This is a genomic window from Devosia submarina (assembly GCF_003056345.1).
Taxonomy (GTDB): Bacteria; Pseudomonadota; Alphaproteobacteria; order Rhizobiales; family Devosiaceae; genus Devosia; species Devosia submarina.
Map to the genome: position 1 here is coordinate 25,901 of NZ_PYWB01000014.1, position 26,839 is coordinate 52,739.

Here is a 26,839-nt window from a genome sequence, read left to right on the forward strand (position 1 = left end):
AGGCAGCTATGAACAAGCCGGCACCCAAAGAACCTTCCATGGACGAGATCCTGTCGTCCATCCGGCAGATCATTGCCGATGACGACGCTGCCGGCGCACCTCGTCGGCCCGCCATCCAGGCAGCGCCCCCTCCCATGCAGGCAGCGCCGGCGCGCACGGCGGACAATTCGCTCGACCGTGACCTTAGCGACATGCTCGATGACATCGAGCCATTGGCCTTGTCCCCCTCCCAGATCGTGGAGCGGCCCGGCGACAATGACGATGTCGGCGGTTTCAGCTTTGATTCGATCCTTGCGGACACAGCCGCCGAAGAGGAAGAGGAGCCAGCTCCCGCCGCGGCCCTGATCGATCCCGAAGACATCAGCTTTGCCGCCGATGACAGCGATGATGGGCTGCCCGCATTCGATCCTCCGCCCATGCGTGTCGTCGAGCCATCACCACGGCCTGCGCCTGCCGCTGCTCCCGTCGCCTTTCGCGAGCCGGAGCCCCAGCCCGAGCCGCGTCCGGCGCCCGAACCTGTGCGTCCTCCGCAGCCCTCGATTGCCCAGGCCGCGCCTTTGCCCGATCCAAAGCTCACCAGCGACATGACCGAGCAATTGCTTGAGCCCGCGACGCAAGCCGCCGTGCGCAGCTCCATCACCAAGCTTAACGGCATTGGCCTTGGCAATGGTGGCGCCACCATCGAGTCGCTGATGCGCGACATGCTGCGCCCCATGCTCAAGGAATGGCTGGACGAAAACCTGCCTGCCGTCGTCGAGCGCATGGTCGAAAAGGAAATCGCCCGCGTCGCCCGCGGCGACTAAGGGCATCAATCTCTCCCTCCCCGGCGGGGAGGGGGTGGGACACACGATCCCGCCACTTCCAGGATGTCACGCCGGCCTCAAGCCGGGGCCCATCCCGAGAACAAGCCACAGCCGCGTGATGGCTCGGATTTGGTTCAGGCCGCCACTTCCTGTTGACCCATCCCCCCGCATTTGCTTGAAGTCTGCCAAACCTTGATCCGACCCGCCAGCATCCCAATGGCGGGTCGCTGCTGTTGGACCCTGACCTATGCTTGAAAAGACCTATGAGCCCGGCGCCGTTGAAGGCCGCATCTTTGCCGAATGGCTCGAGGCCAATGCCTTCGCGGCAGGGGCAGGAGCCAAGCCCGGCGCCGAGCCCTTCACCATCGTTATTCCACCGCCCAACGTTACCGGCTCGCTCCACATCGGCCACGCGCTCAACAACACGATCCAGGACATTCTCGTCCGGTTCAACCGCATGCTGCACAAGGATGTCCTTTGGCAGCCCGGCATGGACCACGCCGGCATTGCTACCCAGATGATCGTCGAGCGCCAGCTTGCCGAAAAGCAGATGAACCGTCGCGACATGGGGCGCGAGAAGTTCATCGAGCGCGTGTGGGAATGGAAGGGCGAAAGCGGCGGCACCATTATGAACCAGCTCAAGCGCCTGGGCGCTTCTGCTGACTTCTCCCGCGAACGCTTCACCATGGGCAGCAATGGCGCGCCCGACGACCAGATGGTCCGCGCTGTCACCAAGGTCTTTGTGGAACTGCACAAGCGCGGCCTCATCTACCGCGCCAAGCGCCTCGTGAACTGGCACCCGGGCCTTGAAACGGCCATCTCCGATCTTGAAGTCGAGAACATCGAGATCAAGGGCCATATGTGGCATCTGCGCTATCCCCTGGCCGATGGCGTAACCTATCAGTTCCCGATCGCGCACGATGAAGAGGGCAAGCCCAGCGAATGGGAAACCCGCGACTACATCATCGTCGCCACCACCCGCCCCGAGACCATGCTGGGTGACTCGGGCATAGCCGTGCACCCCGAAGATCCTCGCTATGCTTCGCTCGTCGGCAAGTTCGTCGACCTGCCGCTGGTCGGCCGCCGCATTCCCATCGTTGCCGACGAATATGCCGATCCGACCCTGGGCACTGGCGCCGTCAAGATCACGCCGGCCCACGATTTCAACGACTTCGAAGTCGGCGTTCGCAACGGGCTTGAACAGATCAACGTCTTCACGACGCGCGGGTCCATCATCGATGCCGACTTCATCCCTGCCGCCTATCGCGGCCTCGACCGCTTCGCTGCCCGCAAGGCCATCGTCGCAGATCTGACCGCCCTTGCTGAGGAAACCCCCACCCGCGGCCTCGACCATATTGAAGACAAGAAGATCATGGTCCCGCATGACGAGAAGTCCAAGCTCGTCGTCATCGAGCCATTCCTGACCGACCAATGGTGGGTCAAGGCCGATGTGCTGGCCCAGCCCGCGCTCGCGTCCGTCCGCGAAGGCCGCACCAAATTCGTGCCCCAGCAATACGAGAACACCTATTTCGCTTGGCTTGAAAACATCAAGCCATGGTGCATTTCGCGCCAGCTCTGGTGGGGTCACCAGATCCCAGCCTGGTACGGCCCGGACAATGAAGCCTTCGTCGCCTCCAGCGCCGATGAAGCGCAGGCCATGGCCGATGGCCATTATGGCAAGCCCGTCGAGCTCAAGCGCGACGAAGACGTGCTCGACACCTGGTTCTCCTCGGCCCTCTGGCCGTTCTCGACCATGGGCTGGCCCGACGAAACGCCGGAGCTCAAGCGCTATTATCCGACCAGTGTTCTGGTCACGGGCTTTGACATCATCTTCTTCTGGGTCGCCCGCATGATGATGATGGGTCTCGAGTTCCTTGAGGAAGAGCCCTTTCACACCGTCTACATGCACGCCTTGGTCCGCGACGAAAAGGGCCAGAAGATGAGCAAGACCAAGGGCAATGTCATTGATCCCTTGGCGCTGATCGACCAATACGGTGCCGATGCCACCCGCTTTACCCTGGCTGCTATGGCTGCACAGGGGCGCGACCTGAAGCTCTCCATGTCGCGCGTGGAAGGCTACCGCAACTTCGTGACCAAGCTTTGGAACGCCTCGCGCTTCCTTGAGATGAACGAGTGCCGCCGCGTCGAAGGCTATGATCCCAAGGCGAACCGCCTTTCGCTCAATCGCTGGATTGTGGGCGCCACTTCGCGTGCGGCAGCCGCCGTCACCCAGGGAATTACCGACTACAAATTCAACGAAGCCGCCAACGCGGCCTATGACTTCGTCTGGGGCACGTTCTGCGACTGGTATGTGGAATTCGCCAAGCCCGTCTTCATGGGCGAGGACGAAGCTGCCAAACGCGAAACGCGCGCCACGGCCGCCTGGGCGCTGGACCAGATCCTGGCAATCCTGCACCCCTTCATGCCCTTTGTCACCGAAGAGCTCTGGGCCGAAACCGGCAAGTTTGGGCCGGCCCGCGATAACATGCTGGTCCTGAGCGACTGGCCGAACGTGGCTGGCCTCGAAGATGCGGAAGCCGATGCCGAACTCAATTGGTTGATCGACGTGATCACCAATGTTCGCTCCGTTCGCAGCGAAATGAATGTGCCCGCCAGCGCCAAGCTGCCGCTGGTTGTGGTCGGGGCAGGGGACCAGACCCTGGCGCGCCTCGTCGCCGGCACCTCGCTGATCACCCGCCTTGCCCGCCTCGACAGCATCTCGCCGCAATCCGCCATTCCCGGCGAATCGGCGCAGTTCGTGGTCGGTGAAGCTACCTGGGCGCTGCCCCTGGCCGAGTTCATCGACATCCCCACCGAGCGCGCGCGCCTAGAAAAGGAAATCGGCAAGCTCGACGGCGAAATTGCTGGCATCGATAAGAAGCTCGGCAACGAACAATTTGTCGCCAAGGCGCCCGAGGAAGTCATCGAAGAGCAAAAAGCGCGCCGCGAAGCCGCAATCGATCGGCGCACCCGCATCGCCGAGGCCCTTGAACGGCTGAAATAGTCAGAAGGGTAACCTCAGTAGACCTCATGGTGAGCCTGTCGAACCATGGGGTCGTGCGAGCGAAGGCCCGTGCCAGCCCTTCTCCTTCGACAGGCTCAGGATGAGGGCCACTGGGGCATTCATCGGGACGCACAGCGCCCGCCTGTGCTATTCCCGGTAGGCCCATAGACCTCATGGTGAGCTTGTCGAACCACAAAGTCGTGGCACTGCCCCTTAGGCGCTCCACGCCTCCCGAGCCGCCCAACTATGGGGTTCTCCCAAGTCCAATGTGCCGATTCCGCAACAGCAATGCGGATTCAATGTACCCAGCTGGGCTGGCAACCATTTGGCGATGTTTTACGCCACATTCTCACCCTAAACGAAACGGCATAGGCATTCGGGGGCGGATGGCTGCAAGCACCAAGAGCAAATGCTTCTGCGTGCATCAGGCTATGCCGGTCTTTTGCCAAATGCAGGCATTCTGGCTTCCTTTCCGCTCGCCCTTTGGGCGGCGCGGGAGCGGGATCGGCTGCCTGCGAGGAGATAGGACGTGAAGGTGACTGCATCTCGGCTCGCTCATCCCGGACAGGTCCGCATCGCCAGTATCAAGGCAGGCGCGATCTCGTGATGGGTTTGGCTCTAATGCGGTCACAAAAGGGGTTTACCTCTTTCTTAACAAAAGCTTTCCAGAGGCCCTTACCTAGGGGAAGCTTGCTGCAACAAACCTCGGGCTCTGCTGAAAAAGTCGGTGGACGCCTACGGAACTCGCATGGCCGGGTCCGTCCATTTGTGTTGGTTCACCGAGAGGTGGACAAAAGGAGAATGATGCGGACCGTTAGGGACTATTCCCTGATTTCCGTGGCTGTGGCAGGTGTGATGGGCCTTTGGGCCACCATGCTTCCGGCACACGCCCAGACAGCAGCCGACGCTGCGCTCAACATGGCCAACATGCTCGACGGGGCAGGAGGCGGCGTATCCAGCAACGACCTGCTTTCGGCGCTACAGAATGCGGCCGATGCAGGCCAGCCCATGGCCATGTGGCAGCTCGGCACCATGTATGAAAACGGCGAAGGCGTCACCAAGGACCCGGTCAAGGCCTTCGGCTATTTCGCCCAGATCGCCAACCAGCATGCCGACGCCGCGCCCAAGGGCGTCGAGGCGGACATCGTTGCTCGCTCATTCGTCAAGGTCGGCGACTATTATCGCAATGGCCTGCCCGATGCCGGCATCCCGGCCGATGCGGAACGCTCCCATGCCTTGCTGCTGCATGCCGCCACCTATTTCGGCGACGCGGATGCGCAATATCGCGTCGGTTTGCTGTATAGCGAGAAGGGCGAACTGGGCGTCAACCCGCTCCAGAGCGCCCGCTGGTTTTCGCTAGCTGCCCGCAAGGGGCATTGTCCCGCCCAGGCCAAGCTCGGCCATCTGATTTTCCACGGCCTCGATGGCATCGAAGCCCAGCCCGTGGAAGGCCTTATGTGGCTGACCATCGCCCAGGAGCGCTGCGCCAACACGGCCGACGCTTCATGGATCGGCGAACTGCTGCAAACCGCCAGCAGCCTGTCCTCGCCCGAAGAGCAAGCCGAAGCCAAAACCCTGGCTCAAGGCATAGCTCCTCAATTCGCGGCCTTTTAACTGGCACGCGCCCCGATCCCGAAGTCATCCCGGCATTGAGCCGGGATCCATCCTAAGATCCCCCACGTCCGCCGGACGCAGCAGCCCCTTACAAGCTGAACTGTCCCTCAACGGGCACATGGTCGCTCGGCTTCTCCCAGCCCCGCACCTCCTTGTGCACCCTGACGCCGTCCAGCCGATCGGCGGCTTGGGGCGATAGCAGCAGGTGGTCAATCCTGATCCCGGCATTGCGCCGCCAAGCGCCCGCCTGGAAATCCCAGAACGTATAGGATGGCTCGCTCGTCGTCGCACGAACGGCATCGGTCAGTCCCAAATTCACCAGCGTCCGCCAGCGCTCAAGGCTCTCCGGCCGGAACAGCGCATCACCCCACCACCCCTCAGCATTATGCGCATCGATCGGCTCGGGGATGAGGTTGAAGTCGCCAAGCAGGATGAATGGCTCCTCCAGAGCCAATCGTCCTTCCACGAAGCTCTCCAGCCGACGCATCCAGCCCAGCTTGTACGGAAATTTCTCGGAATCGACCGGATTGCCGTTCGGCAGATAGATGCCGCAGACCCGCACGACACCGCTTTCCACCGAGAACACGCCCTCGATCAGCCGCGCCTGCTCGTCGCTCTCGTCGCCGGGCAGACCGCGCCACACCTCGTCGAATGGCAAGAGCGACAGGATCGCAACGCCGTTCCAGCTTTTTTGCCCATGCGTCTCCACATTGTAGCCCAACGCCTCGATCTCGGCGCGGGGGAATGCCTCGTCGACCGACTTGATTTCCTGGAGCACCACAATGTGGGGCTTCTCCTGCGCCAGCCAGGTCAGCAGGATTTCGAGACGGGCCTTAATGCCGTTGATGTTCCAGGTCGCTATGCGCATCAAAAATCTCCACCTTGGGGCAAGGCTATCGCTACCCCCTTCACCGGGCAATCACGTAAGGGCGGAATACACCGCATCGCGCATCTGGTCCTTGAATGGTCCGTCGCACCCTTCAATGCCCGTATTGCTCATCGACACAACGGACAAGCCATTCTCCGGGTCCAAAAACCAATTGTGCCCATAAATGCCGCCCCAGCGATTGGTGCCGCGTGCGGCGGGCGAACCTGCCAACGCCGGATCGTCGAGCCATGCCCCGAAATAGCTGAAGCCCCAGCCCGGACCTTGCGCCTGCTGCAATTGCCTCGTCTGGTTCGCAAGGCCCATCGCGACCATATCCCGGCTCAAGATCGCGCCACCGCCTGTTCGAAGTGCCTCGATCAGCATCATGAAGTCCGGCCCGCTACCCGCCATGCCGCCGCCACCAGACTGGAATGCCTCCGCGTCAAAGATGCGGCCCGGATCATAGGTCGTGATTCCCCCAGATGCATTGCGAACACTATACGGATCGCCCATCAACACGGCGCCATTTTCGCCATCGGCATAGGCCGCCGCGAGCCTTGCAGTGTCTGTCACCGTAAACCGCGTATCCACCATCCCCAGCGGCCCGCTTACATATTGCCTAATGGCATCTTCCGGCTTGCCGCCCACCAGATTGCCGGCAATAGCCCCCAGCACATCGATCGAGGGCCCATAGGACCAGCCTTCACCCGGCGCAAACAGCAAAGACAGCGCTGCCAGCCGGCGCAGGATCTCCCCGGTACCCAAACGCCACCGGTTCACGCCTGCCGCAATCTCGTCCTCGCTCAGGATGGAAGCGCTGCTCACTCCCGAAGTGTGCGTCAGCAAATGGTGGATCGTGATCTCCGGCACGCTGCCATCCGCCGGCTTCGGTTTGAACTCTGGCAGGTAGCGCGTAACTGGATCCTCCAGCCGCAACTTGCCGGCTTCAACCATGGCCAGGATCGTCGCCGCAACGATCGGCTTGGTGAGCGAAGACAGCCGGAAAATCGTGTCCAGCCGCATGGGGACACTATTCTCCCGGTCCGCCAGACCATGCGCCTTCTCGTAGAGGACCTCGCCATGCCTGCGCACAAGCAACACGGCCCCCACGATCCGCTTCTCCTCGATTGCCCGGTTCACCACCGCATCAAGGCGCTGCTCCATCTTCATCTGATTCCCCAAACAAAAATCCCCGCTTGCGCGGGGACCTTAGAACCATCTGCTGGGGAAGTTAAACCGCGAAACTTGTTCCGCAGCCGCAAGAAGCCACCGCATTGGGGTTGCGGATCTGGAAGGCCTGTCCGATCAGATCATCCACAAAGTCGATTTCCGATCCGCCCATGAACTCAAGGCTCATGGAGTCGATCAGCACCACGGCATCGCCCTTTTGCAGAACAGTGTCGTCGCTCCCAGGTTTTTCCTGTACGAGGTTGTATTCATACTGGAATCCGGAGCAGCCACCACCCGCGACCGAAATTCTGAGGACCGTACCCGCAGGCTCCTTGGACAAAATCCGCGAGACGCGCTTTGCAGCCCGATCGGTCAGAACCACGTTGGGGGAGACAAGGGCGGTGTCGGTCATATCAAATCCATGCCGCGTCAAGAATGAACGGTAAGGCTAAAATAGTAACTCTTGCCGTCAATGAAAAGGGCCATAAACATCACCGATGAGCGAAACAGCTCCCTACGCCAGCAAGCCCGAACACTCCCTGGGACGCCTGCACGACACTGGCCCCAGCCCCACACGCAGCGAATTCCAGCGCGACCGTGACCGCATCATTCACTCCACAGCCTTTCGGCGCCTCCAATACAAGACGCAGGTATTCCTCCAGCATAGCGGCAAGCACTATCGCAACCGCCTGACCCATACGCTTGAGGTCAGCCAGATGGCGCGCTCCATCGCCCGTGCACTCCGGCTTGATGAAGACTTGGCGGAGGCTATCGCCCTTTCGCATGATCTGGGCCACACGCCCTTTGGCCATGCCGGCGAACGGGCGCTCCACGCCTGCATGGCTCCCTATGGCGGCTTCGATCACAATTTGCAGGCCATGCGCGTGGTCACGCTGCTTGAGAATCGCTATGCCGAGCACGACGGCCTCAATCTCACCTGGGAAACACTTGAAGGCATCCTCAAGCACAACGGCCCGCTGACCAACCCGGATGGCACGCCGTATGGCCGCTATGCCAAAGAGGGCCTACCCGACGGCATAGGCGACATCCGGGCGATTGCGGATCTGCGTCCCTCCAGCTTTGCCTCGCTTGAAGCGCAATCCGCCGCCATTGCCGACGACGTCGCCTACAATGCTCATGACATCGACGACGCCCTGCGCGCCCGCCTCATCACGCTGGCAGACCTCCAGGACGTGCCACTCGCCGGTCCAATCGTGCGCGAAGTGCTCCACCGCTATCCCGACGCGCCGTCCAAGCGGCAGGCCCATGAAGTCCAACGCCGCCTCATCACTCGTTCCATCGAGGACGTGATTGCAACTAGCCGTGCCAACATCGCCGCATCCGGCGTCCAATCGCCCGAAGATGTGCGCAATGCCGGCCAAACGCTGATTGGCTTTTCGCCCGATATGGCCGCCGCCGAGCGAAGTCTCAAGCAATTCCTGTTTGAGCGTGTTTACCGCCACGAAGCCGTCATGGCGCCCGTGCGCGAAAGCGAAAGGATCGTCACCGAACTTTTCCAAAGCTACATGGCCAATCGCGACATGCCGGGCCGCTGGGGCGTGGCAGCCATGTCCGCCGACGAACTCCCTCTCGCCCGCATCGTCTCCGACTTCATCGCCGGAATGACCGACCCCTATGCCTTCGAGGAACACGCCCGCTTGTTTGACGGTGGCCAGGATTTGATTTAGTCCGGCCCCTCAAGCTTTTCTCCCGAGTACACCATGGACGTTTTCGCCATTTTCTCCGCGCGCATTGCCCAGGCGATGCAGTCACTCTTCCCCGAAGCCGGCGCCGATCTCCTGGCCCGCATCGTGGTAGAGCCCCCGCGCGATCCCGCCCATGGTGATCTCTCCACCAATGCTGCCATGCTGGTTGCCAAGCCGCTCGGCAAGAACCCGCGCGAGATCGCCGGCGCCTTGGTCGAGCACTTCCGCAACGATCCCGATGTCACCTCGGTGGAGATCGCCGGCCCCGGATTCATCAATTTCCGCCTGGCCAATCCCTTGTGGCACCAGGTCCTGCGCTCCATCGGTGAGCAGGGCGCCGCCTTTGGCCGCTCAAGCCTAGGCGGCGGCGAAGCCGTCAACATCGAATATGTCTCGGCCAACCCGACGGGCCCCATGCATGTGGGCCACACCCGCGGCGCTGTGTTCGGCGACACGCTGGCCGAACTCATGAGCTATTCCGGCTACGAGGTCACCCGCGAATACTACATCAACGATGCCGGCAGCCAGATCGACACGCTCGCCCGCTCCACCTTCCTGCGCTATCGCGAAGCGCTGGGGGAAACTATCGAGATTCCCCCGGGCTTTTATCCCGGCGATTACCTGATCCCCGTTGGCCAGGCGCTTAAGGACGAATTCGGCGATAGCCTTCTTGGCAAGCCCGATGAGGAAGTCACCCCGCTCGTCAAGGAGCGCGTCCTTGCTGCCATGCTGGAGCTGATCAAGGCCGACCTTGCCAAGCTCAACATACACCACGATGTGTTCTTTTCCGAGCGCACGTTGCACGGGCAGGGCGGTGACATCGAGAGCACCCTTGCCTGGCTGCGCGACAAGGGCATGATCTACGAAGGCCGCCTTGAGCCTCCCAAGGGCAAGACGCCCGACGAATGGGAAGACCGCGAGCAAACCCTTTTCCGCGCCACCGATTTCGGTGACGACGTGGATCGCCCGCTGGTCAAGTCCGACGGCTCCTACACCTATTTTGCGGCCGATATTGCCTATCACCGCAACAAATATCTGCGCGGCTTCAAGCACATGATCAATGTGCTGGGCGCCGACCACTCGGGCTACGTCAAGCGCCTCCAGGCTGCCACCAAGGCCGTCTCGCTCAACGAAGCCGACATGGACGTGCGGATATGCCAGCTCGTGCGACTCCTCAAGAACGGCGAGCCGTTCAAGATGAGCAAGCGGTCCGGCGACCTCGTCACCCTGGCCGATGTGGTTGAGGAAGTGGGCGCCGACGCCACACGCTTCATGCTTATGTACCGCCGGAACGACGCGGCCATGGATTTCGACTTCGCCTTGGTCAAGGAACAGACCAAGGACAATCCTGTCTTCTATGTCCAGTACGCGCATGCCCGTGCCTACTCGATCTTCAAGACCGCCGCCCGCGATCTGCCCGAGCTCGATGTCTCGCCCGAGGCACTCCGGGCTGCCGATGTGAGCCTGCTGCAATCAGCAGCCGAACTCGACCTCGTCCGCGTGCTCGCAGCCTGGCCGCGCACGGTCACGGCCGCCGCCATCGCGCACGAACCGCACCGCATCGCCTTCTATGTCCACGAGCTTTCCGCGGCCTTCCACGGCTTCTGGGCCAAGGGCAAGGATGATCCCTCGTTACGGTTTGTTAATGCTGAGGATCCAAAGCTAACCCTGGCGCGACTCGCACTGGTTGATGCCGTCCGGCAGGTGATCGTGAACGGACTGGGAATTCTGGGCGTCTCCGCTCCCGAGGAGCTTTCATAATTCGGGCGCAATACTGTGTTGACTCGCGGCAAAATTGCCCACCAAGGGCACCGTAGTAAAACCTAGAGCATCGGGCGGGGAAGGGGACACCCGTTCCTCGCTTGGACGATGCACCAACCATTAAAGAGCAGGCGATCTGGCGCTGCCGGGTCGCATGAGGCTCTAGAGGGCGCTGCTTGATGACAGCGAAACCGCAGCCAATGGCCGGAAACTCCGACGCCGCCGATGATCTGATTGCCGAACTGGCCAAGCTGATGGCCCAGGATGCGCAGGACACGCCGCCTCCCAAGGCAGCCACCCCGTCGCCTTTCACCGTGCGTATCCCCGGTGAACCCGCCAATGCCGCTGCCCCGCGCCGCGAAGAGCCTGTTCGCATCCCCTCGGCGGTGCCACCTGCGGCCTCCGCAACCACCATTGTGGAACCCGTGCGCCAGCAACCCGCGTCCGCGGCCGGCAATGAACGTGACACGTTCAGCTTCGCCTTTGAGCTCGGCCAGCGCAAGGAAGCTTCTGCGCCTGCACAGGCCCCTGTTGAGCCCCAGCAGGCTGCGCCGACCGTTCCGCCCGAGCCCGCGACGGCACCGGCCCCCATGCCCGAATCTGCAGCGCCCCAACCCATCGAGCACGACAGCATCGCCGATCTGATCGCGGCCGAACTGGCGAGCGAACAGCAAGCCGCTGCCCCCATCATTCCAACAGCGCCCCCGATTGCGGCGGCCCCTGCCGAACCCGCCCAGCGCCCGCAGCCTGCCGCAAACCCGAGCGCCGATTGGCAGCCCGTCAATTCCTCGCCTGCGTCAGCAAGCCAGGATCGCCAACCCCAGCCAGAGCTGCGGCCAGTCAATTTGCAGCCAACGCCGCGCCCGGAGCCCACGCGCCCCGAGCAGGATAAGTTCAAGGTGCCGCCGGTTTTTGGTCTTTCCGCCAAGCCTGCGACCCCGCCGGCAGAAGCCAGGGCACCTGAACCCGTATCCGCTCCGCCGCCCGCCACAACGGCCCAGCCGACCATGGCCCCAACGCCCGTTCGCGCGGAACCCGCGCCTGTTGTGGAGGTGCCTGCGCCCGCCGCGGCAAGGCCGGCAGTCGAAGACAATATCGGCCTTGATCCAATCGACGAGATCGAAAGCCTGATCGGGCGTGCCGTACGTGTGGATCTCGATGATACGCCTCAGCCGGCGCCGAAAGCAGAACGTCCCGCTCTTCGCAGTCTCGCTACCCCGCAAGTGCCCAAGCAGGCTCCGCCGCCACCGCGCAGCGTTTCGAGCGCCGACGAGGCGATCCTGGCTGCCGCCCATGCATCGGGCGCCGAAATCGGCTGGGTGGAAGCGCCCGAGGTAGATCAGGTCGAGCCGCGCAGTCGCCGCGAGAAGCGTGCCTTCGCTATGCCTAAGCTTGGCTTCAGCCGCGCTCTGGCCGGTCCGCTCATTGCGCTTGTTTTGCTGCTTGCAGCAGGCTTTGGCCTTTATTGGGTGCTTGGCTTGAGCGGCGGCGAGAGCGGCCCGCCGCCCTTGCTCACGGCAGACGCCACCCCGGTCAAGGAAACGCCCGAGCCCCAGCCCGAGGCTGCTTCGCAACAGCAATCCGTTGTTTTCAACGAGATGGAAGGCGTTGTTCCCGGCGCCGAGGAGCAGCTTGTTTCGCGCGATCAGGCCGACCTCAATGAAGTAACGCAAACCCCTGTCGCACCCGACATCAGCTCCGAGGGCCTTGCCAACCGCAAGGTGCGCACTGTCACGGTTCGCCCCGACGGCACGATCGTGAGCGCCGACAACAGCCTTGCCGGCAGCACGATTCTCCCAGTGGATCGCCCCAATGTTCCGGAAATCCCGGGTGCACAGACCGCAAGCCCCGAACTGCTCGCTGCTCAGGGCGCCGTGCCACCTCCGGCCGATCCGTCTGCCGCAGCGCCAGCAAGTCCAGCATCTGAAGCTGGCGCCGTGCCGCCCCCTGCAGCGCCTGAAGCCGCGGCCCTCCCGCCGACCCCCGAGGTTCCGCCCGTGCCAGTAGTCACCCCTGGTGCAACGGTTCCGGCCGTCGACGCAGCGGGCAATGTCTTGCCAGGCAAGACCACGGTCATCCCCTTGCAGCGACCCTCAAGCTTTGCGCAGCGGCCTCAGGCCGCCGCGCCAACAACGCCGGCAAATGCCGCAATCGGGCAGGACTCCGCGGCCTTGGCCGCAGCACAGCAATTGCCGCCGCCTCCAGCCGCCCAGCCATCCGTCAACATCCCTGGCGCTACCGAAGTGCCCGCCGTTTCCAACGACGCCCCGGCCTATGTGCAGCTCGCCTCGCAGCGCACAGAAGCCGAAGCCCGCGCCACGGCCCAGGGCCTCGTCACCCGCTTTGGCCCGCTGTTCGGCGGCGCCAACATGGAAGTCCAGCGCGTCGACCTCGGTGACCGGGGCATATTCTACCGCGTCCGCGTCCCCGCCAATTCCCTGGAACAAGCCTCCAACATCTGCACCAACGTCAAAGCCGCCGGCGGCGACTGCTTCACGATGTAACGCCCTTCCAATTGTGGTTCCGCGCTTGCCGCACCCACAATGTCACCTCGGCCCCGACCCGGGGCTCATCTCGAGATGCAGCCACGGCCGCCGGGTTTCTCAGCCCCCGCTTGACGCCCCCCACCCAAGCCTCCAAGGATAGCCGCCAAACCCGAGCGGCACCCTGAACCCATGACCGAAACACCGACAAACTGGTTCGACACGCCGGCTCCCCCGGCTGCTGACGACGTCATGTATGTCGATGTGGACGGCTATGAGGGCCCGCTCGATCTGCTGCTCGATCTGGCGCGGCGGCAAAAGGTAGACCTCGCCGCCATTTCCGTCCTTGCTCTCTCCGAGCAATATCTCGCCTTTATCGAGAAGGTTCGCGAGAAGCGGATCGAGATTGCCGCCGATTACCTCGTTATGGCAGCCTGGCTTGCCTATCTTAAAAGCCGCCTCATGGTGCCCCGCGCCCCATCGGACGAGGAACCCTCGGGCGAGATGCTGGCTGCCATGCTCCAGTTCCGCCTCAAGCGTCTCGAGGCCATGCGCCAGGCCGCCAATCAGTTGATGAGTCGGCCGCGTCTCGGCTTTCAGGTCTATGCCCGCGGCATGCCCGAACCCATCCAGATACAGCGCACCAGCCTCTGGGAAGCCTCGCTCTATGATCTGCTCAAAACTTATTCCGCCCAGCGCGAGCGCGGCTCGATCACCGAATACACGCCCCTGCAGCGCACAGTCTGGTCACTGCAGGATGCCCGCGATATTCTCCAGCGTCTGATCGGCGACAGCTTTGAATGGGTGCCCATGGACACCTATCTTGCCGAATACCTGACCACCCCCGCGGAACGCGCCACCGTACGGGCTTCGAGCTTTGCCTCGAGCCTTGAACTGGTGCGCCAGGGCAAGATTGACCTGCGGCAGACCGAGACCTTTGGCCCCTTGTTCATGCGCCGCCGCAAGGCCGATACGCCGTGACCGAGTTGGACGAGCGCACCGAAATCACCGAACGCAATCTGCGTATCCTTGAAGCGCTGCTGTTCGCTTCAGCCGAGCCGCTGGCTCCATCGCAAATGGCAATCTATCTGGGGCAGGGCGCCAACACTGTCCAACTCCTCAAGATGCTGCAGCAGCGCTACGCCAGCCGCGGTGTCAATCTGGTCCAGCGCGCCGACAAATGGGCCTTCCGAACCGCCGAGGATCTCGGCTTCCTGCTGCGCCGTGAAGAGCAGGAAACGCGCTCGCTCTCCCGCGCTGCGCTCGAAACCCTTTCCATCATCGCCTATCATCAACCGGCGACTCGCGCCGAAATCGAGGAGGTGCGCGGCGTCGCAACGGGGAAGGGGACTATTGACCTGCTGATGGAAGCTGGCTGGGTGCGCATGCGCGGCCGCCGCCGCACGCCCGGTCGCCCCGTCACCTATGGCACGACCGAAGCCTTTCTTGATCATTTCGGCCTTCAGTCGCTCAGCGACCTGCCGGGTCTTGAGGAGCTAAAGGGCTCCGGCCTTCTTTCCGGCCGCCTGCCGCCCGATCTGCAGATCCCGCTACCATTCGACGGCGCCCTGCGCGAAGATGAAGATCCTCTCGATGGCGACGAAACCGACGAGTGAATGGCTAGGCGAATGCGTTCCGGCCTTCCAATAGGGGATTAAGCGTGGGACAAGATGTCCCGAGACGCTTGATTGGGGAACACGTTCTTGTGTTTCAGAGCGATTAAACCTATTTCTGACCTACATTTCGCGTGTAACGCGTACTGAGTTTTTAGGGAGAGACATATGCACGCGCCAAGTATCTGGGGTATTCTCGTAGTTGCCGTCGTGGTTATCCTGCTGTTCGGCCGCGGCAAGATTTCGGGCATGATGGGTGAAGTGGCCTCGGGCATCAAAGCCTTCCAGAAGGGCATGAAGGACGACGATGATCGTCCCGTCGATCGCGTCACGACGACCGCCGACGTTCGCGAGCCCGAAAAGAAAGACGTCGTCTGACGCTTTCGCCTGACTTGCCCTTGCTCTGAAGGAATAAGACTATGCTCGGCTTGGGCTGGACTGAGATGTTGGTGATCAGTGTCGCCGCGCTGATTTTTATCGGCCCCAAGGATTTGCCGGTGGTTATGAACCGCGTCGGCAAGATCGTTGGTCAGATCCGCCGCATGGGCAATGAGTTCCAGCGCGAGATCAACAAGACCACTGGCCTTGATGAAGTGCGCAATCTGCGCAATTCGATCACGGCGCCGCTGAAAAAGACTAGCGAAGAGATCCGGCGTGAGTTTAACACCATGACGCCGACTGGCCCCAAGCCAAGTGGCGTCATCAAGCCGACCGATCCCAAGGTCGAAAGCGTTGTCGATGAAATACGGGCGAGGGCGGGCATGACCGAGCCCGCGCCTGTCGTGGCTGCACCAGCGGCCGGTGAGACGCCGCTGGAGGTTCAACCCCCTGCGGAGGCCCCGCCTATGAAAAAGCCTGTTAAAGCCGAGCCGTCGCCCACGCGCCCCGTCGTTACCACGGAGCTTCCTGCGCTCGACGCCGTGCCCGCGCCCGCGGAATCACAGCCCATCGACATGGACCCGCCGGTCAAGAAGCCGCGCACCCGTAAGCCAGCGGCCAAGAAAAACGTCTTGCCGACCGAACCAGCAGATTCGCCGGCCGCTCCCACGCCCAAGGCGCGCACGTCACGCAAGCCCAAGCCAGACACTACGCAAGCCGGAAACGAATAAGTTATGGCCGACGCCAAGCAGATCGAGGACAAGACCAAGACGCCCGAGGACGAGCTCGCTGGCAGCGAAGCACCGCTTCTCGAGCACCTCATCGAGCTGCGCAAGCGCCTGATCTATTCCGCCATCACCATTGTTGCGCTGATGGCGTTCTGTTTCATCTTCGCCAGCACCATTTATGATTGGCTGCTGATCCCCTATAAGCGGGCCGTTCCTGGCGCCAACCTCATCTTCACGGCGCCTCAGGAACTCTTTTTCACCTATCTCAATGTGGCCCTGTTTGGCGCCATCTTCCTCGGCTTTCCGATCATTGCGAGCCAAATCTACATGTTCGTCGCGCCGGGTCTTTACAAGCACGAGCGCAAGGCCTTCATTCCCTATCTCATTGCCACGCCTATCTTCTTTCTGGCCGGCGCCGCGCTCGTTTATTTCATCGTCCTGCCCATGGCGCTGCATTTCTTTGCCGGCATGCAGACCGAGGATATCGAGATGCTCACCAGCGTCAGCGAATATCTCGGCCTCGCCATGCTGCTGATCCTGGCCTTTGGCATCTGTTTCCAGCTGCCGGTTATTTTAACCCTGCTGGCTCAGATCGACCTCGTCCATGTGGATCTGCTCAAAAAGGGGCGCCGCTACGCCATCGTCGGCATCCTGATGTTCGCGGCCTTCATCACGCCGCCCGATCCGATCTCCCAGATCGGCCTCGCCCTGCCCATGTACATGCTCTACGAGCTGGCCATCATCTCGGTCCGCATGGTCGAAAAACGCCGTGCCCAAGCCCTGGCTGCCCAGGAAGCCGAACTCACCGGCACGTCCAAGCCGTAAGTAGCGGTCAGCGCACCGCTGGTGCCCCACCCCCCGATCGTCACCCGCGGGCTCGACCCGAGGGCCTGCACTTCTGCAGCAGCCAACCGCTCCCCTTTTCGGGATTGCGGTCATCCCCCATCCACCTTAGACAATCCAGACCCAAACCAGAGGCGGGCAGCGCCCCGAAGCAAACGATGTTCGATATCAAGTGGATCCGAGCCAATCCCGAAGCCTTCGATGCTGCCATTTCCCGGCGCAAAGGTGTGTCGGTCCGCTCCTCCGATCTGCTTGCCATCGATGACAAGCGGCGCGACATCATCGTGCGCCTCAACGAAGCGCAGGAAAAGCGCAACGCCTTGTCTAAGCAGATCGGCCAGGCCAAGGCGCAAAAGGATGAGGCCAAGGCCCAGCAGCTGATGGCGGAAGTGGCGGGCCTTAAGGAAATGATCCCGCAAGGCGAGGCCGAGGAGCGCGCGATCGAGCTCGAGCTGCGCAACGCTCTCTCGGTTATCCCCAATCTCGTCTTCGACGACGTTCCCACTGGCGTCGATGAAAACGACAACGTCGAATATTTCGGCCGCAACGGCACTGCCGAAACCGCTGCCAAGGCCCGTGCCCCCAAGCCCAGCTTCAGCTTTGCGCCCAAGGAGCACTACCAGATCGGCGAAGCCATAGGCCAGATGGACTTCGAAACCGCCGCCAAGCTCTCCGGCAGCCGCTTCGTGGTGCTGAAAGGGCAGGTGGCCCGCCTCGAACGCGCCTTGGGGCAGTTCATGCTGGACCTGCACACGACCGAACACGGCTACACCGAAGTCCAGCCGCCCCTTCTGGTTCGTGACGAAGCTCTTTTCGGCACCAACCAACTGCCCAAGTTCGAAGAAGACCTCTTCTTTACGCCCCACGGCGAAGGCCGCCTCGCGCTGATCCCCACCGCCGAGGTGCCGCTCACCAATCTCGTGCGCGAATCCATTCTCGGCGAAGAAGAACTCCCCCTGCGGCTCACGGCCCTTACGCCGTGCTTCCGCTCCGAAGCCGGTTCGGCCGGTCGCGACACGCGCGGCATGCTGCGCCAGCACCAGTTCAACAAGGTGGAGATGGTCTCCATCACCACGCCCGAAACCTCAGTCGACGAACACGAGCGCATGCTCGGCTGCGCCGAGGCGGTGCTCCAGAAACTGGGCCTGCACTACCGCGTCATGAACCTTTGCACCGGCGACATCGGCTTTGGCGCCAAGAAGACCTATGACCTTGAAGTCTGGCTACCTGGCCAAGACACCTATCGGGAAATCTCCTCGGTTTCGGTCTGCGGTGATTTCCAGGCCCGCCGCATGGATGCGCGCTATCGTCCCGCCGGCGAAAAGCAGGCACCGCGTTTTGTCCACACGCTCAACGGCTCCGGCACGGCCGTCGGCCGTTGCCTCATCGCGGTCATGGAAAACTACCAGCAGGAAGATGGCTCCGTCGCCATCCCCGAAGTCTTGCAGCCTTACATGGGTGGCCTCACCTCCATTGGTGGGAAGTAATGGCCCTGCGCATCCTCATCACCAATGACGATGGCGTGGATGCGCCAGGCATTGCCATCATGGCGGACATTGCCAACAGGCTCAGCGACGACGTCTGGATCGTTGCGCCCGATGGCAACCAGTCGGGGGCAGGGCACCGCTTTACCCTCGGCCACGAACTCGCCATCGACCAGCGCGGCCCTCGCACCTTCTCCATCGTCGGCGGCTCCCCCGCCGATTGCGTGGTCGCCGGCATGACCCACCTCCTGGGCGACCATCCAGCCGATGTGGTACTCTCCGGCGTCAATGCCGGCCAGAACCTTGGCGATATCGTCAATTGCTCTGGCACAGCTGCCGGCGCGCGCGAAGGCGCCCTCCAAGGTGCCATTGGCATAGCCATGAGCCAGGGGATCAATTACGAGCATGGCCGTGAGGTCAACTGGTCCAATGCCAGCCAACACGGCCTTGCCGCAGCTCGCGCCATCATTGCTGCGGCCGGCAACACGCGGGACCACTACTACAACGTCAATTTCCCCTTCTGCGACCCGGCAGCAACACGCGGCATTGCTGTCGTGCCCCACCAGCGCTTTTCGCGCTCACCTTTCCGCTATTATCAAAGCGACAACGCCGGGAAATTCTTCGTCGCCATTCCCGAAACGCCCCTGCCGCTCGATCCCGAAGCTGATTTCGAAACCATGCGCCGCGACGGCTTCATCACCGTCACCCCCATGATGCTCCAGCAAACCGACATGGCCGTCGTGCAGCGCCTCAAGGGCATGCTCTCGCTGTAGGGTCGGCACACCCTCGCCACGCACTCGATGTCACCCCGGGCTCGACCCGGGGCCCATCTCGAGATTCCTCCCCCGCCGCAAAGTGGCTCTAGTAACCGCCGCACTCAATCCATCCGTTTCAGGATGCATCTCGGATCAAGCCTAGGATGACCCCGCGTGAGTGCTGCCGAGGTGCCGGTCCTACGCCGCCATCACACCCCCACCGCTCTTAACCTTACCCAATCCCAAATCGGCCCCTTACGATTTTGCTCAAATCGCATCGGCTTTAAACTCGTCTTTACCTTACCCGCCTAGATTCAATCTCGTGTTGAGTACCTGCGTACGAGTTAGCTGATGAATATCCGCGTATGCCGTCAGGCGCCGAAAAGCGCTGTTGCAATGGCCGGTCTGGTTACTGCTGCCATTGCCCTTTCCGGCTGTTCCAGCCTGGGCAGTCGCGCATTCAGCGACAATACAACGACAAGCTCGATAGGGCAGTCGGCTCCCGCATCGGTCAACCAGCGCATGCCATCCAGCCTTGGGGCACCCCAGGCCATGGTTGCCGAAAACCAGTTTCTCCCGCCAGCGCCCTTGGGCAATGGTGGTGGGTGGAACAACCAGCCGGCCCAGCCCGCCTGGAACAGCCAGCCTGCGGCGCAACCCGCATGGAATCAGCCAGCGCAGACGGCCTACAGCCAGCCACTCGCGCCCCTGCCGACGGGCGGCTCCGCGCCCTCCGTCCAGTCCCAAGACCTTCCAGTATTGAGTTCCTCGTCCCAGGGATCCCTTCCAGCCATGCAAGCACAGCCCGCTTTCGCTTCGGCCGCTCCGATGCCGTCTCCAGCCGCACTCGGCAGCCTGCCCACCAACAATTCGGTTCCAACTGTTGCCGCAACGCCCGCGCCGGCCGTATCCGCCAACGGCAACGGCTTCCGCCACACCATTGCCAGCGGTGAATCGCTCTACACCATCGCCCGCCGCTATGAAGTGACCACCCAGGCGATCGTCCAGGCCAATGGCCTGTCCTCGCCAGACAAGATCGTCGTCGGTCAGTCCGTTATCATTCCGGGCCGCGCTGATCTGCTGGCCACCAAGGCGCCAACCCAAATCGCCAGCGCCGCTCCTGCCGCGACAACGCCTGCGCCGGCCCAGCCTACCCTGCCAGCTGCCGCCAACACGCTGCAGACGACGCCAGCCGCCGCGCCCCAGGCTGCAGCACCTGCCGCAACCCCAACGCCAGCTCCAGCAGCCACTCCCGCACCGGCTGCTCCAACGCAGGTCGCAACGGCGCCCGCTGCGCAGCCTGCCGCCGCAACAACCAGCGACAAGTTCCGTTGGCCCGTCAGCGGCCGTATCCTGACCGATTTCGCCTCCTCTAAGGGCACCGGCATCAATATCGAAGCCTCCGAAGGCTCGCCCGTGAAAGCTGCCGAAAACGGCACCGTGATCTACGTGGGCTCGGGCGTTGAAGGCTACGGAAACCTGATCCTGATCCGCCACCCCAATGGCTATGTCTCCGCCTATGCCCACCTCGGTTCCATGAACGTCACCAAGGGCGCCAACGTTTCCCGCGGGGACACCATCGGCGCCGCCGGGATGACCGGCTCGGTCACCAAGCCCCAGCTCCACTTCGAACTGCGCAAAGGCGCGACCCCCGTGGACCCCGTCCCGCTGCTCGCCAGCTAGGTTCGGAACAATTTGAAACCCCCGCCTATGGCGGGGTTTTGCTTTTTAGATCCCGAGCTTCCCAGTCGACAGCCTGCTACTTTGCGGAAAGGGAAAAGGGTGGGCTGCTGAGCCACCATGATGGCAGCCCACACTAAACGCTCAAAGGCCTCATGGTGAGCCTGTCGAACCACGAGGTCGAGCGAGTGGAGCTATCCTACCACGCCCCCATGGTTCGACAGGCTAACCATGAGGCCTACTGAAATAGTGGCCCCACTCGACGCGGCCGCCTATCATCGACCGATCGTCACCCTCGAGCCTGACCCGAGGGCTCTACACTCCAACACTCCTTCCGCAAGCGAAGACTCCTCGGGTCAAGCCCGAGGATGACGATCGCAGATGTGGCGCCACTCCAGTGAACCGCCCCTCGCGTCGCCTCGCTCCTCAAGCCTTCTTCCCCAACTCCCCAGCCAGTGTCCGCACCAACTGCACAGCGACTCGCCCGGAGCGCGCGCCACGCGTCGCTGCCCATTCGATCGCCCGCGCCCGCAGCGTCTCGTCATCGATCTGCAACCCGAAATGGTCGGCATACGCCCGCACCATGGTGAGAAACGTTGGCTGGTCGCAATTGTGGAAGCCCAGCCACAACCCAAACCGGTCCGAGAGCGACACCTTCTCTTCCACGGCCTCGCCCGGATTGATCGCCGTAGAGCGCTCGTTCTCGATCATGTCCCGCGGCATGAGGTGCCGACGATTGGATGTGGCATAGAAAAGGACGTTCTCCGGTCGTCCCTCGAGCCCGCCATCCAGAATCGTCTTGAGCGATTTGTAACTCGTCTCGCCATTGTCAAAGCTGAGGTCATCGCAAAATACGATGAACCTTGCCTTCTCCCGCCCGATCCGCCGCATCAGGGCAGGGAGGGAATCAAGGTCCTCCCGTGCGATCTCGATCAGCACCAGCCGCTCGAAACCCTCGCGCCCGACAATGTCGCCATGGATCGCCTTGACCAGCGACGACTTGCCCATGCCCCGTGCGCCCCATAGCAGGGCATTGTTGGCGCCATGTCCGCGGGCGAATTGTTCCGTGTTGCGCAGGAGGATGTCTTGCACCGCATCGATCCCCTTGAGCATGGCCAGGGGAACTCGGCTCACCACTGGCACCGGCATCAACACTCCGGCATCGCCATCCCAATGGTAGGCGTCCGCATCGCCCGTTAGCGGATTCGATTCGTGAGCTGTCGGCGCCAAGGCCTTCAATGATTGAGCAATTTCCCCAAGCGTCTGGGCGATCTGGGCGAGGTGGTCTTTGCTTTTCATTGTTCTGGCTTCCTTTGGTCGGCGCGGCAATTTGCGACCCCCTGAATGCCTTTGCAATCACAGGGGTGCAAATGTATAGTCCGGCCGATTTTGACCGGGGCGCAAGTGCAGCGAGCCCCATATGCGTCCAGTAGCCGTGGTGCTTGCAGCAGGTCTGGCGCGGTCCCCTCACAAACCAAGAAGAAGCAAGGAACTCGCCTCATGTTTGTAACGCCCGCTTTTGCTCAGGCAGCCGGCGCGCCCGCCACCGGCGGCGGTATGACCGATATTTTCGTCCAGCTCATGCCGATCCTTTTGCTGGTGATCATCTTCTGGCTGCTGATTTTCCGTCCGCAGCAGAAGCGCCTCAAGGCACAGCAGGCGATGCTCGCAGCCATCCGCCGCGGCGACACCGTGGTCACCACCGGCGGCATTGTTGGCAAGGTCACCAAGGCCGTTGACGGCGAAGACCTCGAAGTCGAAATCGCGCAAGGCGTGAAGGTCAAGCTGGTGCGCGGCATGGTCGCCGATGTCCGCTCCAAATCCGAGCCGGTCAACGACAACAAGCCTGCCTGAGGCAGCATCCACACATCGCCGGAGCCCACGGGCTCCGGTTTTTCCGTTCAGGACGTTTTCACCAATGCAGTTCTCGCCGATCCGCACCGCCATCATCGCCTTTGTTGCTCTCCTGGGCGTGCTTTTTGCCGTCCCCAGCTTCCTGCCGCAGGACGTGCGCGATGCCTGGCCAAGCTTTTTGCCCAAGCAGACAGTGGTGCTAGGTCTGGACTTGCAGGGCGGTTCACACCTGCTCTTGCAGGTTAACGAGCAGGGCATTGTATCGGAGCGCCTGCAGAGCCTGCGCCGCGATGTGCGCAACAAGCTCGCCAATGAAAACGGCATTGGCAATCTGATCACTACCGATCCAGCGACCAATTCGCTGACGATCGAGCTCACCGATCCCGCGCAGAAGCAGGCTGCGGTCACCGCCCTGCAGGCGCTGCAAAACACCATCACCAATTCCCTGATCGCCGTCGGCGGCGTCAACGAACTGGCTTTTGGCGAAACCCCCGATGGCAAGCTCACCGTAACGCTCACGCCCGAAGGCGTGGAGCAGCGCACATCGGCGCTCGTGTCCCAGTCCATCGAGGTCATTCGCAACCGTATCGACGAACTCGGCACCACCGAGCCCTCCATCCAGCGCCAGGGCACCAATCGCATCCTGGTCCAGGTGCCTGGCTTCGGCGATTCCACGCGCCTGAAAAACATCATTTCGCAAACCGCCCGCCTGACCTTCCACATGGTCTATCCCGGCATGAGCGCCCAGCAGGCGCAGGCCCAGGGCCTGCCCGCCGGCACGATGGTTCTGCCTTCGCAGGATGGCGGTGAAGAGCTGCTTTATGAAGACGTCGCCCTGGGCGGCGAGTCGCTGGTCGATGCGCAGCCAAGCTACGATCAGCAGCGCGCCATGCCCGTCGTGAGCTTCCGCCTCGACACCCGTGGCGCCGTTACCTTCGGCCAGATCACCTCCGCCAATGTCGGCCAGCGCTTCGCCATCGTGCTCGACAACCAGGTCATCACCGCACCTGTGATCCAGCAGCCGATCACCGGCGGCACGGGCCAGATCAGCGGCAGCTTCACCACCGCCACGGCCAACGACCTTGCAGTCCTGCTGCGCGCCGGCGCCTTGCCCGCCAGCCTCGACATCGTCGAGGAGCGCACCGTGGACGCGAGCCTCGGCGCCGATTCCATCCAACATGGCCTCACGGCCGGTGTTGTTGCCTCGGTGCTGGTGATCTCCTTCATGGTCATCGCCTATGGCCTTTGGGGCGTGTTCGCCAACATCTCGCTGGTGCTCAACATCATCCTGATCTTTGGCGCTCTCTCCATGCTCGGGGCAACGCTGACCCTTCCGGGTATCGCTGGCATCGTGCTCACCATCGGCATGGCCGTCGACGCCAACGTCCTCATCTATGAGCGCATGCGCGAAGAGCAGAAGGCCGGCAAGTCGCCACTTCAGGCGATCAATGCTGGCTTCTCGCGCGCCTGGTCCACCATTGTTGACTCGCACCTGACCCAGCTCATCGCGGCCATCGTCCTGTATTTCCTGGGCTCCGGTCCCGTGCAGGGCTTCGCCGTCACCCTGGCGCTCGGCATTCTTACCTCGCTCTTCACCTCCTACACGGTCACGCTCTATTTCGTGGGCATGTGGTATCGCGCCAAGCGCCCCAAGATCCTCAAGATCCAGCACTTCCGCTTCATCCCGGACGGCACGCGCATTCCGTTCATGAAGATCTCGCGCTATGTGATCGCCTTCTCGATCGTCGCGAGCCTACTCTCCATCGGCTCCGCCTACTTCAAAGGCTTCAACCTTGGCATCGACTTCGTTGGCGGCACGGCCATCGTGCTCCAGCATGAAGGCGGCCCGGCCGATGTGGGCGAATTGCGCGAAACGCTCAGCGGGCTTGATCTGGGTGAAGTGCAGGTCCAGGGCTTCGGCACGCCACAGGACGTGCTCGTCCGTGTCCAGGCGCAGGAGGGTGGGCAGGATGCCGACCAGGCCGCCGTCGCCAAGGTTCGCGACGCGCTCGCGAGCGAAAACTACACCATTCGCAGCACCGAGGCCGTCAGCGGCACGGTATCGGGTGAGCTCGCCTGGAAGGGCACGATCGCCGTCATCGTTGCGCTGGTTGCGATCCTGATCTACATCTGGTTCCGTTTCGAGTGGCAGTTCGCCATGGCCGCGATCACCACCACCACGCATGATATCATCATGACCATCGGGCTGTTCAGTATCACCGGGCTGGAGTTCAATTTGACCTCCATCGCCGCGGTTCTGACCCTCGTGGGCCTCTCGCTCAACGAAACCGTCGTGGTCTCCGACCGCGTCCGCGAAAACCTGCGCAAGCACCGAAAGATGCCACTGCCGGAACTGATCGACCTGTCGATCAACCAGACCATTGTGCGCACGTCCCTGACGCAGTTCACCGTGTTCCTCGCGCTGATTCCGCTGGTCCTCTTCGGCGGCGAAGTGATCCGCTCCTTCACCATCGCCATGACCTTCGGCTCGCTGGTGGGCATGTATTCGTCCATCATCGTCAACGGCCCGATCCTGATCAATTTCGGTCTCAAGGCCCGCTCCGATACCGAAAACGTACCCGCTGCCAAAACTGCCGACGGCGCTTCGGTCTGATAAACCCAGGGCTGCGCTGAAAGCTCTCCCACCCACGATGTCACCCCGGCCCTGAGCCGGGGTCCATCCTGAGGTGTTCGGGCGTTTAACCCCGGGCAGAGCTGGCTCTAACAGCAACAACCTTCACCTTGCCCCTTCTCACCAGGACGCAAGGTGAAGTTCCGGAACAACGCCGCCAAAAGGACGTTCCCGCCACATCATGGACAAACCGCGCGACGTCAACCAATCCGGCTACTACCCCCAACAGGTCGGCATTGACGCCTATGGCAAGGGCGGCTTTCGCTTCGCCGGCATGTCCCATCGTGGCTCGCTCCTCTGCCTGCCCACCGGCATGCACGCCTGGCCTGCCGCGTCACCCCCCGACATAACAGCTGAATCCCTCAAGCGCGTCTTTGCCGCCGCCGATCAGATCGATGTCCTCCTGATCGGCCTTGGTCCTGACATTGCAGCCTTTCCCCGTCCGCTGCGCGAAGCCCTCCGCGCACGCAAGATCATCGTGGAAGCCGTCAGCACTGGCGGAGCCGTGCGCACCTACAATGTCCTTCTCGCCGAGGAACGCGCTGTCGCCGCAGCGCTGCTCGCGGTGGAAAGTGTGCGCTGATGCCCGCCGAAAGTTTTGCGCACGCCGCCGAAGCGCTGCGGGCAGGGGACCACGACCGGTACCTGTCTACCCTGATCCTGCCTCCGCAGCACCGGGACGCCGTTACCGCGCTTTATGCCTTTAATGCCGATGTTGCCGCCATTCGCGATCGCATCAGCAATCCGGCACCCGGCGAAGTGCGCCTCCAATGGTGGAGCGATGCCCTTAATGGGCAGGAACACGGCGCTATCCGGCAAAACCCCGTTGCCGATGCGCTGCTGCAAACCATTGAACGCTACAATCTGCCGAGCGGTACGCTGCTGCGCCTGATCGGCGCCCGCCGCTTCGATCTCTACGACGATCCCATGCCGGACCTGCAGACCTTTGAAGGCTATGCGGGCGAAACAGCCTCAACCCTCTACCAGCTCGCGGCGATGATCCTCAACGACGGCCAAATAGTGGAGACCGGCGACGCCGCCGGCCATCTGGGCGTCGCCCACGCCATGATCGGCCATCTCCGCGCCTTCGGCTATGTCTCGGCCCAAGGCCGGATCATGCTGCCATGGTCGATTTTTGAAGCGAACGGCGTCCAAGAAGGTGAAATTTTTAGCCAGACCGACAGTGAAGGCCTTCACGAAGCCCTGAGCCAGATCACCGAACTCGCCGCCGAGCACCTCCGCAAGGCCAAGGCCGCCATCAAGCTCCTGCCCGGCCCCCTCAAACCCGCCTTCGCCCCTCTTGCGATCCTGCGCCCCCAGCTCACCGCCCTTGTCAGTCGCGCCAGCTCACCTTACGAGCCACTCCCGAACACCCCCGACTGGCAAAAAATCGCCCGCCTGTCTTGGTGGACCCTGCGCAATCGCTAAAAAAATGGTCGTAGCCTTAGGCTCCGACCTGATTG

General features: G+C 62.4%; 22 protein-coding genes. 18 read left to right on the forward strand and 4 right to left on the reverse strand.

Annotated features, from left to right (window positions below; all coding sequences use genetic code 11):
* Positions 1 to 8: 8 nt before the first annotated feature.
* The 3 genes from DDE77_RS17735 to DDE77_RS17745 all read left to right on the forward strand — a co-directional run bounded on the left by DDE77_RS17735 (position 9) and on the right by DDE77_RS17745 (position 5,421).
* Complete coding sequence (locus tag DDE77_RS17735) at positions 9 to 803, forward strand: PopZ family protein (RefSeq protein WP_108398817.1); 795 nt, start codon at positions 9 to 11, stop codon at positions 801 to 803.
* A 247-nt stretch (positions 804 to 1,050) separates the two neighbouring features.
* Complete coding sequence (locus tag DDE77_RS17740; RefSeq protein WP_108398818.1) at positions 1,051 to 3,807, forward strand: valine--tRNA ligase; 2,757 nt, start codon at positions 1,051 to 1,053, stop codon at positions 3,805 to 3,807.
* An 801-nt stretch (positions 3,808 to 4,608) separates the two neighbouring features.
* Positions 4,609 to 5,421 (forward strand): tetratricopeptide repeat protein, encoded by an 813-nt coding sequence (locus tag DDE77_RS17745; protein ID WP_170116547.1) that lies wholly within the window; start codon positions 4,609 to 4,611, stop codon positions 5,419 to 5,421.
* 88 nt (positions 5,422 to 5,509) lie between these two features.
* Here the strand turns inward: DDE77_RS17745 and xth are convergent, their stop codons facing one another.
* The 3 genes from xth to DDE77_RS17760 all read right to left on the reverse strand — a co-directional run bounded on the left by xth (position 5,510) and on the right by DDE77_RS17760 (position 7,871).
* On the reverse strand, positions 5,510 to 6,289 hold the full coding sequence (gene xth, locus DDE77_RS17750; RefSeq protein ID WP_108398820.1) for an exodeoxyribonuclease III: 780 nt from the start codon (positions 6,287 to 6,289) through the stop codon (positions 5,510 to 5,512).
* 51 nt (positions 6,290 to 6,340) lie between these two features.
* Positions 6,341 to 7,459 (reverse strand): serine hydrolase domain-containing protein, encoded by a 1,119-nt coding sequence (locus DDE77_RS17755; RefSeq protein WP_108398821.1) that lies wholly within the window; start codon positions 7,457 to 7,459, stop codon positions 6,341 to 6,343.
* Positions 7,460 to 7,520: 61 nt separating this feature from the next.
* Positions 7,521 to 7,871, reverse strand: coding sequence for a HesB/IscA family protein (locus DDE77_RS17760; protein WP_108398822.1), 351 nt, complete (start codon positions 7,869 to 7,871; stop codon positions 7,521 to 7,523).
* A gap of 85 nt (positions 7,872 to 7,956) precedes the next feature.
* Here DDE77_RS17760 and DDE77_RS17765 point away from each other — a divergent pair, with 85 nt between their 5' ends.
* The 11 genes from DDE77_RS17765 (at position 7,957) to DDE77_RS17815 (ending at position 20,893) form a co-directional block, all read left to right on the forward strand.
* Positions 7,957 to 9,147, forward strand: coding sequence for a deoxyguanosinetriphosphate triphosphohydrolase (locus tag DDE77_RS17765; RefSeq protein WP_108398823.1), 1,191 nt, complete (start codon positions 7,957 to 7,959; stop codon positions 9,145 to 9,147).
* A gap of 33 nt (positions 9,148 to 9,180) precedes the next feature.
* Complete coding sequence (gene argS, locus DDE77_RS17770) at positions 9,181 to 10,926, forward strand: arginine--tRNA ligase (protein WP_108398824.1); 1,746 nt, start codon at positions 9,181 to 9,183, stop codon at positions 10,924 to 10,926.
* A gap of 179 nt (positions 10,927 to 11,105) precedes the next feature.
* A complete protein-coding gene (locus DDE77_RS17775) occupies positions 11,106 to 13,430 on the forward strand; it encodes an SPOR domain-containing protein (protein ID WP_157959930.1) in 2,325 nt (774 codons plus the stop codon).
* Positions 13,431 to 13,601: 171 nt separating this feature from the next.
* On the forward strand, positions 13,602 to 14,390 hold the full coding sequence (locus DDE77_RS17780; RefSeq protein WP_108398826.1) for a segregation and condensation protein A: 789 nt from the start codon (positions 13,602 to 13,604) through the stop codon (positions 14,388 to 14,390).
* Positions 14,387 to 15,025 carry an SMC-Scp complex subunit ScpB gene (gene scpB / locus DDE77_RS17785; protein ID WP_108398827.1) on the forward strand — a complete coding sequence of 213 codons (639 nt, stop codon included), beginning with the start codon at positions 14,387 to 14,389 and terminating at the stop codon, positions 15,023 to 15,025. The genes DDE77_RS17780 and scpB overlap by 4 nt, the downstream gene beginning before the upstream one ends.
* 165 nt (positions 15,026 to 15,190) lie before the next feature.
* Entirely contained in the window at positions 15,191 to 15,400 is a 210-nt protein-coding gene (tatA, locus tag DDE77_RS17790) for a twin-arginine translocase TatA/TatE family subunit (protein WP_108398828.1), read from the forward strand.
* 41 nt (positions 15,401 to 15,441) lie between these two features.
* The gene (gene tatB / locus DDE77_RS17795) at positions 15,442 to 16,131 is read left to right on the forward strand and encodes a Sec-independent protein translocase protein TatB (protein ID WP_108398829.1); all 690 of its coding nucleotides are present in this window, start codon (positions 15,442 to 15,444) and stop codon (positions 16,129 to 16,131) included.
* 3 nt (positions 16,132 to 16,134) lie between these two features.
* A complete protein-coding gene (gene tatC / locus DDE77_RS17800) occupies positions 16,135 to 16,953 on the forward strand; it encodes a twin-arginine translocase subunit TatC (RefSeq protein WP_108398830.1) in 819 nt (272 codons plus the stop codon).
* A 176-nt stretch (positions 16,954 to 17,129) separates the two neighbouring features.
* Positions 17,130 to 18,458, forward strand: a complete 1,329-nt coding sequence (serS, locus tag DDE77_RS17805) for a serine--tRNA ligase (protein ID WP_108398831.1) — start codon at positions 17,130 to 17,132, stop codon at positions 18,456 to 18,458.
* Entirely contained in the window at positions 18,458 to 19,228 is a 771-nt protein-coding gene (surE, locus tag DDE77_RS17810; protein WP_108398832.1) for a 5'/3'-nucleotidase SurE, read from the forward strand. Before serS ends, surE begins: the two co-directional genes overlap by 1 nt.
* Positions 19,229 to 19,561: 333 nt before the next feature.
* On the forward strand, positions 19,562 to 20,893 hold the full coding sequence (locus tag DDE77_RS17815; protein WP_108398833.1) for a M23 family metallopeptidase: 1,332 nt from the start codon (positions 19,562 to 19,564) through the stop codon (positions 20,891 to 20,893).
* Positions 20,894 to 21,316: 423 nt separating this feature from the next.
* Here the strand turns inward: DDE77_RS17815 and DDE77_RS17820 are convergent, their stop codons facing one another.
* Positions 21,317 to 22,189, reverse strand: a complete 873-nt coding sequence (locus tag DDE77_RS17820; RefSeq protein ID WP_108398834.1) for an ATP-binding protein — start codon at positions 22,187 to 22,189, stop codon at positions 21,317 to 21,319.
* Positions 22,190 to 22,390: 201 nt separating this feature from the next.
* Between DDE77_RS17820 and yajC the strand changes: the two genes are divergently transcribed.
* From yajC to DDE77_RS17840, 4 genes are all read left to right on the forward strand, one after another.
* Positions 22,391 to 22,744 carry a preprotein translocase subunit YajC gene (gene yajC / locus DDE77_RS17825; RefSeq protein ID WP_108398835.1) on the forward strand — a complete coding sequence of 118 codons (354 nt, stop codon included), beginning with the start codon at positions 22,391 to 22,393 and terminating at the stop codon, positions 22,742 to 22,744.
* A 64-nt stretch (positions 22,745 to 22,808) separates the two neighbouring features.
* Positions 22,809 to 25,358, forward strand: coding sequence for a protein translocase subunit SecD (gene secD / locus DDE77_RS17830; protein WP_108398836.1), 2,550 nt, complete (start codon positions 22,809 to 22,811; stop codon positions 25,356 to 25,358).
* Positions 25,359 to 25,557: 199 nt separating this feature from the next.
* Positions 25,558 to 25,959, forward strand: a complete 402-nt coding sequence (locus tag DDE77_RS17835; RefSeq protein ID WP_108398837.1) for an Mth938-like domain-containing protein — start codon at positions 25,558 to 25,560, stop codon at positions 25,957 to 25,959.
* A complete protein-coding gene (locus tag DDE77_RS17840) occupies positions 25,959 to 26,804 on the forward strand; it encodes a phytoene/squalene synthase family protein (protein WP_108398838.1) in 846 nt (281 codons plus the stop codon). Before DDE77_RS17835 ends, DDE77_RS17840 begins: the two co-directional genes overlap by 1 nt.
* Positions 26,805 to 26,839: the final 35 nt, after the last annotated feature.